Origin of the sequence: Methylomonas sp. (assembly GCF_023228165.1) — a bacterium.
Classification (GTDB): domain Bacteria; phylum Pseudomonadota; class Gammaproteobacteria; order Methylococcales; family Methylomonadaceae; genus Methylomonas.
Map to the genome: position 1 here is coordinate 138,389 of NZ_JALOBS010000002.1, position 13,064 is coordinate 151,452.

14 protein-coding genes are annotated in these 13,064 nt (G+C 47.9%); 5 read left to right on the top strand and 9 right to left on the bottom strand.

The genetic code is table 11. From position 1 onward, the window contains the following. Position 1: 1 nt before the first annotated feature. A complete protein-coding gene (locus tag M0R33_RS02035; RefSeq protein ID WP_292564300.1) occupies positions 2–1,279 on the bottom strand; it encodes an FAD/NAD(P)-binding oxidoreductase in 1,278 nt (425 codons plus the stop codon). Positions 1,280–1,495: 216 nt separating this feature from the next. Between M0R33_RS02035 and msrB the strand changes: the two genes are divergently transcribed. Genes msrB through M0R33_RS02060 form a run of 5 tightly spaced genes read left to right on the top strand, consistent with a single transcriptional unit; the run spans position 1,496 to position 8,322 of the window. After that, the gene (gene msrB / locus M0R33_RS02040) at positions 1,496–1,891 is read left to right on the top strand and encodes a peptide-methionine (R)-S-oxide reductase MsrB (RefSeq protein WP_292564302.1); all 396 of its coding nucleotides are present in this window, start codon (positions 1,496–1,498) and stop codon (positions 1,889–1,891) included. Then, a complete protein-coding gene (locus tag M0R33_RS02045) occupies positions 1,888–3,192 on the top strand; it encodes a M18 family aminopeptidase (RefSeq protein WP_292564303.1) in 1,305 nt (434 codons plus the stop codon). Before msrB ends, M0R33_RS02045 begins: the two co-directional genes overlap by 4 nt. A 57-nt stretch (positions 3,193–3,249) precedes the next feature. After that, on the top strand, positions 3,250–3,822 hold the full coding sequence (locus M0R33_RS02050) for a YfiR family protein (protein ID WP_292564305.1): 573 nt from the start codon (positions 3,250–3,252) through the stop codon (positions 3,820–3,822). Beyond that, complete coding sequence (locus M0R33_RS02055; protein WP_292564307.1) at positions 3,815–6,175, top strand: EAL domain-containing protein; 2,361 nt, start codon at positions 3,815–3,817, stop codon at positions 6,173–6,175. Before M0R33_RS02050 ends, M0R33_RS02055 begins: the two co-directional genes overlap by 8 nt. An 8-nt stretch (positions 6,176–6,183) precedes the next feature. Further along, positions 6,184–8,322 carry a TonB-dependent receptor gene (locus M0R33_RS02060; protein ID WP_292564309.1) on the top strand — a complete coding sequence of 713 codons (2,139 nt, stop codon included), beginning with the start codon at positions 6,184–6,186 and terminating at the stop codon, positions 8,320–8,322. A 10-nt stretch (positions 8,323–8,332) separates the two neighbouring features. Here M0R33_RS02060 and M0R33_RS02065 read toward each other — a convergent pair whose 3' ends face one another. The 8 genes from M0R33_RS02065 to rpsP form a co-directional block, all read right to left on the bottom strand. Next, positions 8,333–8,740, bottom strand: a complete 408-nt coding sequence (locus M0R33_RS02065; protein WP_292564311.1) for a hypothetical protein — start codon at positions 8,738–8,740, stop codon at positions 8,333–8,335. 105 nt (positions 8,741–8,845) lie between these two features. Continuing rightward, entirely contained in the window at positions 8,846–9,622 is a 777-nt protein-coding gene (gene lpxA, locus M0R33_RS02070; protein WP_292564314.1) for an acyl-ACP--UDP-N-acetylglucosamine O-acyltransferase, read from the bottom strand. A gap of 3 nt (positions 9,623–9,625) precedes the next feature. Beyond that, positions 9,626–10,513: a site-specific tyrosine recombinase XerD gene (gene xerD, locus M0R33_RS02075; protein WP_292564317.1), complete on the bottom strand. Its 888-nt coding sequence runs from the start codon at positions 10,511–10,513 to the stop codon at positions 9,626–9,628. Continuing rightward, positions 10,510–11,019, bottom strand: coding sequence for a methylated-DNA--[protein]-cysteine S-methyltransferase (locus M0R33_RS02080; RefSeq protein WP_292564320.1), 510 nt, complete (start codon positions 11,017–11,019; stop codon positions 10,510–10,512). Before M0R33_RS02080 ends, xerD begins: the two co-directional genes overlap by 4 nt. Before the next feature lie 92 nt (positions 11,020–11,111). Then, a complete protein-coding gene (gene rplS / locus M0R33_RS02085) occupies positions 11,112–11,459 on the bottom strand; it encodes a 50S ribosomal protein L19 (RefSeq protein ID WP_292564323.1) in 348 nt (115 codons plus the stop codon). Then, a complete protein-coding gene (gene trmD / locus M0R33_RS02090) occupies positions 11,452–12,213 on the bottom strand; it encodes a tRNA (guanosine(37)-N1)-methyltransferase TrmD (protein ID WP_292564326.1) in 762 nt (253 codons plus the stop codon). Before trmD ends, rplS begins: the two co-directional genes overlap by 8 nt. Positions 12,214–12,219: 6 nt before the next feature. Continuing rightward, complete coding sequence (gene rimM / locus M0R33_RS02095) at positions 12,220–12,729, bottom strand: ribosome maturation factor RimM (RefSeq protein WP_292564328.1); 510 nt, start codon at positions 12,727–12,729, stop codon at positions 12,220–12,222. A gap of 5 nt (positions 12,730–12,734) precedes the next feature. Continuing rightward, positions 12,735–12,986 carry a 30S ribosomal protein S16 gene (rpsP, locus tag M0R33_RS02100; protein WP_292564330.1) on the bottom strand — a complete coding sequence of 84 codons (252 nt, stop codon included), beginning with the start codon at positions 12,984–12,986 and terminating at the stop codon, positions 12,735–12,737. Between the last annotated feature and the right edge of the window lie 78 nt (positions 12,987–13,064).

A 13,064-nucleotide genomic window follows, 5' to 3' on the forward strand; every position in this document is an offset into this window, starting at 1 on the left:
CCTATTTTAACCGCACCACGCCCATCAACTTGAGCATCATGCGTTCATAGAACGGTTCGCTGATACCTTTTCTGACTTTGCGCATAAAGTATTTTTCAAACCCTATTTTTGCCAGATGCACCCATTTGCCGTGGTTTGCCCAGGTTGTGTTGCGTGGCGGAATCTGCGGCACCGCCAAAAACGCCACCCCGGTATCACCCAAATCGGCCAGACACAACGCACTCAGACTGGGAATATCGGACGGCTCTTTGCCGGCCAGTTCGTCGCGGATATTATGCGCGGCGGCTGTCACCATTGACTCGATCATATAACCGGTTTTTGGGGTACCGGTTGGAACCGGGGTTTTTTCCACCGGCGGCAAGGCTACGCAAACTCCTACTGAATAAATATTTTTAAAGGTAGGATTGCGTTGGTATTTATCGACCAGCACAAAACCACGTGGGTTTATCAATCCTTCAACGCCGCAATTGCGTACGGCATCGATCCCGGTAAAGGCCGGCAGCATCATCGAATGTTTAAAAGGTACTTCATGTTTTTTCTTTTCGTTGCCGTCGTCATCCACTTCGGTAACATACATCATGCCGGCTTCGATGCGGTCAACCTTGGCGTTGGTAATCCATTTAACGGTTTTATCGCGCAGCGCGCTTTCCAACAAACCTTTGGTATCACCCACGCCACCCAAGCCCAGATGACCGATATAAGGTTCCGAGGTAACGAAAGTCATCGGTACTTGGTCGCGAATTTTACGTTTTCTTAATTCGGTCTCCAAAATCATTAGGTATTCATAGGCAGGGCCGAAACAGGATGCCCCTTGTACCGCGCCAACCACGATAGGGCCGGGGTCCTGCATGAATTTATCCCAATCATCCGCCGCTAACGCGGCATGGTCGACATGGCAAACAGAGCTGGTGTATCCACCGTGCGGCCCCAAACCGGGCACTTCGTCAAACGCCAACCGCGGACCGGTGGCAATAACTAGATAGTCGTATGCCTCTGACGTACCGTCATCCAAATCTATTTTGTTACTAGCGGCATCAACTTTGACGGCCGCTTTTTGAATAAAGTTGATGCCTTTTTTCTTCATCACAGGCGCCAACTCGATTTTCAAATCTTCCGGCTTGCGCCATTTGGGCGGAACCCAGGGGTTTGAAGGTACAAAGTGAAAGGTGGGAGAATCGGAAATCACCACCACTTCATGCTCCTTACCAAGCACTTCCCTCATTTCGTAAGCCATCGGCACGCCGCCGATACCCGCACCTAACACCACAATTCTAGCCATAGCAATCACCTCGTTGAATGAATAAACAGTTTTCTCAGCTGTGTCGCGGACATTTATTATTGGATTATCAGCTTTAGAAAACAGAGTCTTAAGAATATTAGCATTTGATTATATTTGCAACAAAAATATTCTCCTCCCCGAGCATAGCGCGTTATGCAGAAAAAGTCTCGCGGCGTACAATAGTCCGCACTAACAGATTCAACCGGGAAAGCATAAATGAGCAACCAAGCTGACAATGACACAAACTGGCGCGAAAAACTCACCCCTGAGCAATTTCATATCTGCCGCGAAAAAGGTACTGAACCGCCTTTTACCGGCAAATACACGGATTGCACCAGCCCAGGCATTTATCATTGCGCCTGTTGTGGAGAGGCTTTATTTGCCTCCCAACACAAATTCCATTCGGGTTGCGGCTGGCCCAGCTTTTCGGAACCTCTTAATAATACCAGCCTGAACGAACATGAAGACCATAGCCATGGTATGCACCGCGTCGAGGTCACCTGTAGCCAATGCGGCGCCCATCTAGGCCACGTTTTTCCTGACGGTCCACAGCCAACCGGTCTGCGTTATTGCATCAACTCCATTGCCCTAGAGTTAGAAGATAAACCATGAATACGCAGCAACAGGTACAAGATTGTCTGGATTTTATCGACGCCAGCCCCAGCCCCTGGCATGTCATCTCCACTCTGGAGCAGCGTTTGCAGGCCTTTAAATTCCAACGCTTGGATGAGAAGGACGACTGGTCATTCACAGCAAACGGACGTTATTACGTGGTGCGAGACGAGTCTTCAATCATTATCTTTGTTACCGGCCATAAAGACTTAACAGCGCATGGTTTCAAAATCCTCGGTGCCCATACCGATTCCCCCGGTTTACGCTTAAAACCCAATCCGGTCATCAACAGCGATTATTTATTACGCTTATCAGTTGAAGTATATGGCGGCCCGATTTTAGCCACCTTCAGCGATCGGGATTTGAGCTTGGCGGGACGCCTGGCTTATCGTGACGAAAACGGTAAGATTGCCAGCCGCTTAGTGCGTTTTGAACAACCGTTATTGAGGTTGCCCAATCTTGCGATCCATATGAACCGCTCCGTCAACGAAGACGGCTTGAAGCTGAACAAGCAAACCGAGATACCTTTAATTATTGCAACGACTACCGATCAACAATTGCCGTGCGATCAATTTACATCTTTATTGACAGCCGCCACCGGTTTGGACTCCAAACAAATTTTAAGTTGGGAATTTAACATCTATGACACCCAAAAAGGCGTGTTTTGGGGCGAAAACCAAGCTTTTTACGCCGACAGTCAATTGGACAATCTGGCATCCTGCCACGCCGGCATTACCGCGCTATTAAATGATGCCGCGTTACAGAGTGGCAATACGCTGGTATGCGCTTTTTTCGATCACGAAGAAATCGGCAGCGAAAGCTGTAAAGGCGCCTCGGGCAGCTTTCTACCCGACGTTTTGGAACGCATAACGCTCACTCAGGCAATCGACAAGCAAGGCTATCGGCGCGCGTTAGCCAATAGCCTGATGATCAGTGCCGACATGGCGCATGCCTATCAGCCGAACTTTCCCAATGCCTACGAGGCCGGCCATAAACTGTGCGTCAATCAAGGACCGGCAATTAAAATCAATGCCAATCATCGCTACGCCTCGACTTGCCTGTCTGAAGCAGCCTTCATGAATATATGCCAGCAGGCCGAAGTACCCTTCCAAAAATACGCGCATCGCGGCGATCTGCCCTGCGGCAGCACCATAGGCCCGATTGCCTCATCCAAACTAGGCATAGCCACCGTCGATGTCGGCAACCCTATGTGGGCCATGCATAGTGTCCGCGAGAGTGCCGGCGTATTGGATCATGGTTACCTAATTAAAGCACTGAATCAGTTCTTTGTCGCCATGTAGCTTTAATACAAAGTTCTACTATTCTTGTCTGCAGGTTTCTACTGTTAAGGATATATTTTGGTTTTGTTCGTAAAAGGCGGTCTACCCACACACCTGCTTGTGGCCGTCACCCGGTTCCTTTTGCTGATCGGTCTAACGGTTGGCACAGCATGGGCCGAGGAAAGTCTCGAATACAAAATAAAGGCCGCCTATCTATATAACTTTACCAAATTCATTACTTGGCCTGCCTTGCAAGGGTCAACGTTTAATATTTGCCTGGTGGGAGACGATCCCTTTCAAGACTTACTGGATAGTCTGGAGGCAAAAACCGTGCAAGATAAGCCCATTCGCATATTCCGTTACGACAATATTAAGCAGGTAAAAAGCTGCCAAATTGTTTATCTGGATAATGCCGATACCCGTGTCAATGGCACCATTCCCAATACTTTATTAGTGGGCAACTTATCTAATAGCCTGACGGTAAGCAGTCTTCCTTTTTTCGCTGAATCCGGCGGCATGATCGGCTTTGCGCTGGAACAAGAAAAGGTCAAACTGCACATTAATCTCAAGGCTTTAAAACAAAGCGGTTTAGGTATTAGCGCCAAGCTAATCGAAGTATCGACGATCGTCGGGGAGGATGGGCATGAATAGCTGGTTCTCACGTTTTTCGATTAAATCCAAACTGTTTTCCATTATTCTGGTTTCCAGCCTTTTCGCGATGCTGTTTGCCTTTATGATTCTGTTTGCCACCAACGTCACCGAGGTTAAGCGTAAGGCTATGGAAGACTTCTCGGCCGCGGCCAATCTGATTGCCAATCGCAGTATTGCTGCAGTCATGTTCGATGACCCCGCTCTGGCCAGAGAGAACCTGTCGCCCTTAACCAAATTGCCTGATTTTAAGAGCGCCTGCGTATATGGCAAACAACAGCAACTGTTTGCTGAATTAGCGAGCAACCTTACACCTTGTCCGCTACGCTCAAATCAACTGCATACTCGGGTGGACCAACTGACCCTATTAGTCTACCAACCCATGACCCAGGATCAGGAACGGATTGGCGGCATTCTAATCGAGGCCGACTTAAGTGGGGCCTTAATTCGGCAATTACAATTTGTCAGTCTGGTTTTAGTGGTCTTATTTATTGCCATAGTTGGTTCGTTTTTAATGACCATGCCGCTACTCAACCGGGTAGCCAAGCCAATTACTTTATTGGCGAAGACGGCGCAAAAAATCGGCCTGAACCATGATTATTCGGTTCGAGCCAATAAACACAGTGAGGACGAAATCGGCATTCTGGTGGATTCCTTTAACAGCATGCTTGAGACCATAGAGAACAAAAACAACAGCCTCCTGGCCTTAAAAAATAACTTTCAGGCCTTATACGATAACAATCCCACTATGGTGTTCGACCTGAGTCTAACCGGTCAAATTCAGTCGGTGAATCAATTCGGAGCCAAACAAATCGGGCTTGGTGCCAATCAATTCATAGACATGTCCATCTTCAGCTTTACCCATCCCGAGGATATTGTTGATAGCCGTAGTTTTTTCAATAACTGCGTAGCTCATCCTCATCAAGTCCAAAAACAAGAAGTGCGTTTGATCTGCCAAAACGGCAACATAATCTGGGTCAGACAGACGGCCAGACTGGTGGATACCACGCAAAACCTGCAACACCTATTGTTGGTGTGCGAAGACATTACCGAAACCCGTCGCCTTGCCGATAAAATCGCTTACCAAGCCAGCCACGACGAACTCACGGGATTAACCAACCGCAGGCAATTTGACGAACATATCCAAACACTGGTTGATCAAGCCCAAGCCGATAACAGTATTCACGTCATGTGTTATCTTGATTTGGATCAATTCAAGGTCGTGAACGACACCTGCGGCCACTTGGCGGGTGACGAATTATTGCGCCAACTGGGCGAATTATTACGCCAGCAGGTACGGAAAACCGATGTGCTGGCGCGTTTAGGCGGTGATGAGTTCGGCATTTTGATGTCGCATTGCAACATAGAGCAAGCATTGCTCACCTCTGAAAAGCTGCGTACTTCAATTTGCGATTTTCAATTTGCCTGGGATAACCGTAGTTTCAGCATTAGCGTCAGCATCGGCATCGCCGCAATCACCCGCACCAGCGGTAATGCCGTGGACATACTAAAAGAAGCTGATGCGGCTTGTTACGCCGCCAAGGAAAAGGGCCGTAACAGAATACATATCTTCAGTTCAAGCGATGAACAATTGGCTGAACGCCAAGGTGAAATGCAGTGGGTAGAAAAAATTCGCTTGGGTATAGAGGAGAACCGCTTCCAATTGTATGGACAATTAATTGTACCTACCATGCATATCGAAGAAGGCTTACACTTTGAAACTTTGCTACGCTACCGCGACGAACATGGCAATATTATTCCGCCGGGCGCATTTTTACCTGCCGCCGAACGCTACAATATTGCTCCCGCATTGGACAGATGGGTCATCAGTAATTTGTTCGAGTATCTAAGTAGCACGCCCGGATTTATCGAGCGCCTGGAACTTTGTTCCGTCAACTTATCTGGACTATCCTTATCGGATGAAACCATGTTGGATTTCATAAGTAAACAATTCCGCAAATGGCAAATACCCACGTATAAAATTTGCTTTGAAATCACTGAAACAGCGGCTATAAGCAATCTATCCTACGCTAAACAATTTATCGACACATTGCGTAAAAAAGGCTGCCTGTTTTCATTGGATGATTTTGGCAGCGGCTTATCCTCGTTCGCTTATTTAAAAAATTTGCCGGTGGATTTTCTGAAAATTGACGGTTTGTTTGTAAAGGATATTCTGGAAGACAAAATAGACTGGACCATGGTCAAAGCCATTAACGAAGTAGGTCATGTTATGAATAAAAAAACCATTGCCGAATTTGTAGAAAACCAAAACATTTTCGAATTACTGAAAACACTGGGCGTTAACTATGCGCAAGGCTACGGCATCGCCCAGCCAGTACCATTAAGGGAGCTTTGAGAAACAGCATGCGCTACCGACCCCAACTACGGTTAATGCAGTCTTTGTTGCTGAGTTTTATGGGCAGTGTTGCGCATGCGCAGCATGACATGGATGACTTAATGGCGTTATCGCCAGCACAACTCGCCGATATTTCCGTCAGCATCGCTTCCGGCACGATGAAAAGTCTATCCCACTCGGCAGCCGTAACCAGTGTCATCACCGCGGAACAAATCAAGGCCATGGGCGCCACCGAACTGCATGAAATCCTCGAAACCATACCCGGCATGCACGTCACCATCCAGCCTGTCACCAATGATTACAATTACAGCATGCGCGGCATCCGCAACGACACCAATTCGGAAGTGTTGATGATGATGAACGGCACCCGTTTTTCAGTACCGTATCAAGGCACCCACATGCCCGGCATGATCATTCCGGTTCAAAACATTCAGCGGGTGGAAGTTATCAGAGGCCCGGGTTCAGCGTTATATGGCGCGGACGCGTTTGCCGGTGTCATCAATATTGTGACCAAGAAAGCCGCGGATTTGGACGGTGTTACCGTCGGCGCGCGCGGCGGCAATGCGGACACCAAAAGCAGTTGGGGCCAATACGGCGGACAATGGCAAGGCTGGGATGTCGCGGCCAGTTTGCAATATAGCCATAATGGAGCGGACCCCGATCGGATTATTCAAGCCGATGCATTAACGGGCACCGGCTTTTCGTCAGCACCCGGCCCCATGCAAACCCAGAACGAACGTTGGAATGGCCACCTGAATTTACAACGCAAACACTGGGATTTGGGATTCTGGGCCTTTAACGAAGCGGATGGCGGCTTTCGCGCGGGTACGGCCGGCGCATTGGACAACAAAGGCAAACTAAATGGCAGCAACTACTTAGCGGACGTGCACTACTCAACTGAAGACGATTTGGAAGACTGGGAGTTACAGCCGCATGCCAGCTTTTTGCATACCGACGTCAATGCCAACATCTACAATACCCCACCCGGCTCTGTCTTACCTATAGACTCGAGCGGTAATGTCACCGATCAGTTAGCACTAACCAAAGGCTTGGTGACTTTTCCCGACGGTATGCGCTTCAATACCGGCGTCAAAAACACGGTCGTTAATTTCGAGCTGACCAGCATTTATAAGGGCTTTACAGATCATTTGCTTCGCTTGGTTAGCGGCTACCGCTACGAAGAAATGAATACCCAGGAAGCGCGTAATTTCGGCGTAGGCGTTATTGATGGCGCCAGTTTAAAGCCGAATGCTGTTAATTTAGCAAGCGGCTTACAAAACTTAACCGGCACTCCTTATACTTTTATCGGCGACCATCATAGAGACATTTGGTCCATGGCCATACAAGATGAATGGCAAATAGCTACTGACTGGCATTTAACCACCGGTTTACGCTATGACCATTATTCGGACTTTGGCAGTACCTGGAATCCACGAGCAGCATTAGTTTGGGACATTAACCCCAAACTAACCGGCAAAATCCTCTACGGACAAGCCTATCGGGCACCGAGTTTTCTGGAACAGTATCAGCAAAACAGCCCATTATTTACCGGCAGCCCCAGCTTGAAACCTGAAACCATAGAAACAACCGAGCTGGCCTTTGACTATCGACCAACCAATAACCTCAGAACAACGTTAAACCTGTTCCATTATCAAATCAAGGACTTAATTGGCGGCGAGCTCGTGACGCAAGGCGCGCCCCTGACTGAAACGAACACGGAAGGTCAACAAGCCTACGGCAGCGAATTTGAATGGGACTGGAAGTTTCTGCCGGAATGGAATTTGCGCGGTAATTATGCCTGGCAATACGCCCGAAACGAAGCAAACCTCCGTCGCGTCAGCAACGTGCCGGAACATCACGTTTATAGTGCGCTGGCTTGGAATTTTATGCCCAAATGGCAGATTCAAACCCAAATCAACTGGGTTGGCCACCGCCTGAGCAGTCCTGGCGATACCAGAACCTTGCCTGATTACGAAACCATAGACCTGACTTTAAACGCCAAACGCTTGTTCGGGCATCTGGATTTAACCGCGTCGGCGCGTAATTTATTCGATAGTCATGGCCGGGAAGCAGCGGTCAGCAGTTACCCGAATAATCTGCCGATACCCGGCCAAACCTTTTACTTCGAAGCATCGGTGCATTTTTAAACGAGCCTTTTTATAACGTCAGTTGACGGATCGCATCCAATAAACTGGCGACCATCCTTCTGCTTACCCAGGCTTCACCGCGACTAATCGCCTGAACCAAACGAAAGCTGTAATACTGTAAGTCTTGCAATTCCTGAAAGCCTTTTGCACCGCATAGCAAACACCGCAGCACGCATTCCTGAGCCATTTGTTCCCCGACAATTATTAAGCTCGCCGAAGGCAACGTCTTAACCAACAGCCGAATGTAATCATGGGTCTGTTCTCCGCGAAATGCATAACTCAGGAAAACCAGCTCCGGCTGTAGTTGTTCCAAAGCGTTGAGTGCCTGAATTTCATCGGTGCGACAATTCAGATCTGCTTCAACCTCGGCCAAACAGGCCGAAATTTGCCCAGTATTATCAATTACAAGAATCTTCATCCAGGTTCAAGGTAAAGCCCAAGCGTTATAGACTCATCGTTAAGAAGGTAAATCAAACATTCTTCAATCCGCTCAATCAAACTAAAAAATGACCGTTAAGACAGGCTAGTGATTCGAGACATCAACAAAACCGTGTAATCCACGTTTTGAATCTACCGCTAACCAGTCGGTTAAGTATTGCAGTTCTTCGGTTTTTTGCAATTCATCCAGGCTTTTTTTATTTTTCAGCAACCGAAATGCATTGGATAACACTTTGTAATTCTCCCCCACAATCCCTGCCCGCCTTAAACCTACGATGTTAAGCCGATAATGTTTGGCCGGCCTGCCTCCGATGAGCATAAAGGGAATGACATCCATATTAATTCCGGTGGTGCCCTGCACGATCGCATAAGACCCAATCCGGCAGAACTGATGTACCACAACAGCACCGCCCATAAAGACGTTATTACCGACCTCTACATGGCCGCCGATTGCCACATTATTAGCAAAAATAGTTTTGTCGCCAACCCGGCAATCGTGCGCGACATGGCTATTATTCATAAAATAACAATCGGAACCAATTTTGGTCGACTCCGACGGTTTAGTAGCCCGATGAGCGGTAAACCCTTCCCTGAAGGCATTATTGTTACCAATTTCCAACCAAGATTCGGTTTGCGGGTCAAATCCCAAGTCTTGCGGCAATCCGCCTAACACCGCATGCGGATGTAAAATGTTACCTTCGCCCATTTTTACCCAACTGTGGACGATAGCGTGAGCGCCAATCCGACAATTGGCACCTATGACTGCTCCGTCCTCTATCACAGCAAAGGGTCCAACACTTACGTTGGCAGCTAATTGGGCATTAGGCCCCACACAAGCTAAAGGATGAATGAGATCTGACATGAACTAACCCCTAGGATGAAATTTTGTATGTAATTCTTTCAAGCGATGCTGCGCGATATGGGTATAAATTTGAGTGGTCGATAGATCCGAATGCCCCAATAGCAACTGCACTACCCTTAAATCCGCGCCATGATTAAGCAGATGAGTAGCAAATGCATGTCTTAAGGTATGTGGCGATAAATGTTTGTCAATACCAGCTTGTTTGGCATAACGTTTGATGATATGCCAGAACGCCTGCCGGGTCATGCAACTCCCACGCGTAGTGACAAATACGTAATCACTTTGCCTGTTACCCAAAATGTCTTGCCTGGCGCCCGGCAAGTAGTGCTCCAACCATTTCATAGCTTCTTCGCCAACCGGCACTAGCCTTTCCTTTTCGCCTTTGCCAGTAATTCGGATGCAGCCCTGCCGAAAATTGACCTGCTGAAAGGTGATTTCGACCAATTCCGAGACCCTAAGCCCGGCGGCATACAACAATTCCAACATGGTGCGATCTCTAAACCCTAAGGGGTGCACTGTTTCCGGGATTTGCAACAGCCTTTCAACATCCTCCTCCGACAATGAATCCGGTAACAACCGACCTACATGAGGAGCATCGATCAATTGAGTTGGATCCATAATCAGCTGATTTTCGCGCACGCAATAACCGTAAAAGCGCCGTAAGCTGGATAGCATCCGCGCGGAAGAGCGACTGCTGTTTCCTTGACTTTGCCGATATAGCAAAAAACGTGAAATATCGATTTCGCCGACTTCTAGAAGCCCCTGATTTTTTAGCCACCTATCAAACTGGGTCAAATCGCTACCATAGGCAGCCAAGGTATTATCGCTAAGCCCAAACTCCAACCACAAGGCATTTAAAAAAGCTTCAATACTTTTAGCTGAACCGCTCACTTGACAAACTCAAACATACTGCGTTCATATGCCAAGAGCTGACGCTTTAACTCTATCATTTCTCCCTGACTTTGACCCATAAATCCGCCGATCCCGTTTTTGGATACCACTCGATGACAGGGAATAATACCGGCATAAGGATTATTTTTACAGGCTTGTGCTACTGCCCGTGGCCCGGAGCCCAATTTATCGGCTAAAGCCGAATAGCTGATTACATCTCCAAAAGGAATGTTCAATAACGCTTGCCAGATCTTTTGACTATATGCAGTCCCCCGCTCTAAAAGCTGCACTTCGAGTAAACAGCGACGGGGATCCATCAAATATGCCCTGACCTGCTTAACAAAAGTCGACTCATCACAGATATTTCGATCAATAGCCGTTTGCCATGAGGCATCGATAATAACGTCACCTATTCTCGTCAAAACCAATTCAGCGTTTAGAACGGGGACTCTATGTTCTATTTGCCTACCAAACGTTTCATGTTGCCAAACAATCTGAATCGACATAGTTTCCCAACCTTACAGGCAAAAAAAAGGCAGCTAAACGCCGCCTTTTATGGAACGATTCGCCAATAGCACGAACCCGTTTTAAATTTGAATCAGGATAGTTTTTCTTTGATCCGTGCGGCTTTACCGGTCAGGTCGCGCAGATAATACAATTTGGCACGACGCACATCACCGCGGCGTTTCACTTCGATGCTACCCACTGAAGGACTGTGTGTTTGGAATACGCGTTCAACACCAACACCGTGAGAAATTTTTCTGACAGTGAACGCTGAGTTTAAGCCCCGATTGCGTTTGGCAATGACAATACCTTCAAACGCCTGCAGCCTTTCCCGTGTGCCTTCAACTACCCGTACTTGTACGACCACAGTATCGCCAGGTCCAAATGCCGGCACGTCTTTTTTCAGCTGAGCCGCTTCCAATTCTTCAATAATTTTACTCATTACCACACCCTAATTTATCAACTTCAGTTTTAAATTCACTCAGCAAAGCCTGTTGCTCTGCGGTTAATTGTATTTTTTCCAGCAAATCCGGCCGCCTCAACCAAGTCCGCCCCAAGGATTGCTTCATCCGCCAGTGCTTGATGGCCGCATGATTTCCGCCCATCAATACGCCCGGCACGTTACCCAGATCACTTTGCTCAGGCCGGGTATAGTGCGGACAGTCCAACAAGCCATCGTAGTGCGAATCCTGTTTGGCGGATTCTTCATCGCCCAACACCCCCGGAATCAAACGAGTTACCGCATCTACCACGATTAATGCCGCCAGTTCGCCACCACTAATCACATAATCTCCCAAAGACCACTCTTCATCGCACACCTCAGCGATAAAGCGTTCATCTATACCTTCGTAACGGCCGGCAATCAAAATCAATTGTTCCGATGTACTGGCTTCCTGCAACAATTGCTGAGAAATTAATTTGCCTTGCGGGCTTAAACAAATCACCCTTCGACGGACGGAGTGGGCATGCAGTTTCGCTGCATCGACCACATCCAGCAAGGGCTGGTATTTCATTACCATCCCAGGACCGCCACCGTAAGGTCGGTCATCTACCGTTTTATGTCTATCATGGGTGAAATCGCGAGGATTCCAAACCGCCAGATCGACTAGGCCATTTTCAATCGCCTTGCCGGTAACACCGTAACCAGCGGCGTTCATTACCATTTCAGGAAACAGGCTGACAACGTCAAAACGCATTCGGCATCAAAAATCCGGATCCCAATCAACGACCATCAAGCCGGCATTAAGATCAATATTCAACACGGTATGCTGCTGCAAAAATGGGATTAAACGCTCGATATCTCCATCCACAACCACCAAAACATCGTTGGCTCCGGTTTCCAGCAGGTGATCGACCACGCCAAGCAGTATGCCTTCTTGCGTTTTGACTTTCAGTCCAACCAAGTCTGCCCAGTAGTATTCGCCCGGCTTTGGTTTTGGCAACTGTTGCTTACTGATAAAAATCTTCCAGCCCATCAAAGCCAGCGCGGCATCGCGATCCGTGATCCCGTCCAATTCCGCCACAACGGTATTACCCTGGCGCTGCCCGCCGGTAACCTTGATTTCTCTGGTTTGATTATTTTTCTGCAATATCCATGGTGAATACTGCAAAATGTTCTCGCGAGGCTCCGTAAACGAAAATACTTTTACCAACCCCTTTACACCAAAAACGCCGGAAACTTCTCCAGCGTTCAGAAAATCACTGCTTGGCAAATTGCTTAAGCGGCAGCTTTGCTGGCGTCTTTGATCAATCTTGCAACGCGATCCGATGGTTGCGCGCCATTGGATTGCCAGTATTGAACGCGATCAGTATCCAGAACCAATCTTTGCTCACCGCCGCGCGCCAAGGGATTAAAGAAACCCAACCGCTCGATATAACGACCGTCGCGACTGTTTCTGCTATCAGTAACTACAACGTGATAAAAAGGGCGATTTTTGGCGCCACCTCTGGACAAACGAATGCTTACCATTTGAATACCTTGAACATTGAATCAAAATTTAATTAAACCATTTTACGCGATTTTCGCCAGAAAGAAAGCAAAAATTAC

What these genes read in the sequence shown, in the direction of transcription:
- M0R33_RS02035 (WP_292564300.1), bottom strand. Translation starts at nt 1,279, where the DNA reads ATGGCTAGAATTGTGGTGTTAGGTGCGGGTATCGGCGGCGTGCCGATG.
- msrB (WP_292564302.1), top strand. Translation starts at nt 1,496, where the DNA reads ATGAGCAACCAAGCTGACAATGACACAAACTGGCGCGAAAAACTCACC.
- M0R33_RS02045 (WP_292564303.1), top strand. Translation starts at nt 1,888, where the DNA reads ATGAATACGCAGCAACAGGTACAAGATTGTCTGGATTTTATCGACGCC.
- M0R33_RS02055 (WP_292564307.1), top strand. Translation starts at nt 3,815, where the DNA reads ATGAATAGCTGGTTCTCACGTTTTTCGATTAAATCCAAACTGTTTTCC.
- M0R33_RS02060 (WP_292564309.1), top strand. Translation starts at nt 6,184, where the DNA reads ATGCGCTACCGACCCCAACTACGGTTAATGCAGTCTTTGTTGCTGAGT.
- M0R33_RS02065 (WP_292564311.1), bottom strand. Translation starts at nt 8,740, where the DNA reads ATGAAGATTCTTGTAATTGATAATACTGGGCAAATTTCGGCCTGTTTG.
- lpxA (WP_292564314.1), bottom strand. Translation starts at nt 9,622, where the DNA reads ATGTCAGATCTCATTCATCCTTTAGCTTGTGTGGGGCCTAATGCCCAA.
- M0R33_RS02080 (WP_292564320.1), bottom strand. Translation starts at nt 11,019, where the DNA reads ATGTCGATTCAGATTGTTTGGCAACATGAAACGTTTGGTAGGCAAATA.
- rplS (WP_292564323.1), bottom strand. Translation starts at nt 11,459, where the DNA reads ATGAGTAAAATTATTGAAGAATTGGAAGCGGCTCAGCTGAAAAAAGAC.
- trmD (WP_292564326.1), bottom strand. Translation starts at nt 12,213, where the DNA reads ATGCGTTTTGACGTTGTCAGCCTGTTTCCTGAAATGGTAATGAACGCC.
- rpsP (WP_292564330.1), bottom strand. Translation starts at nt 12,986, where the DNA reads ATGGTAAGCATTCGTTTGTCCAGAGGTGGCGCCAAAAATCGCCCTTTT.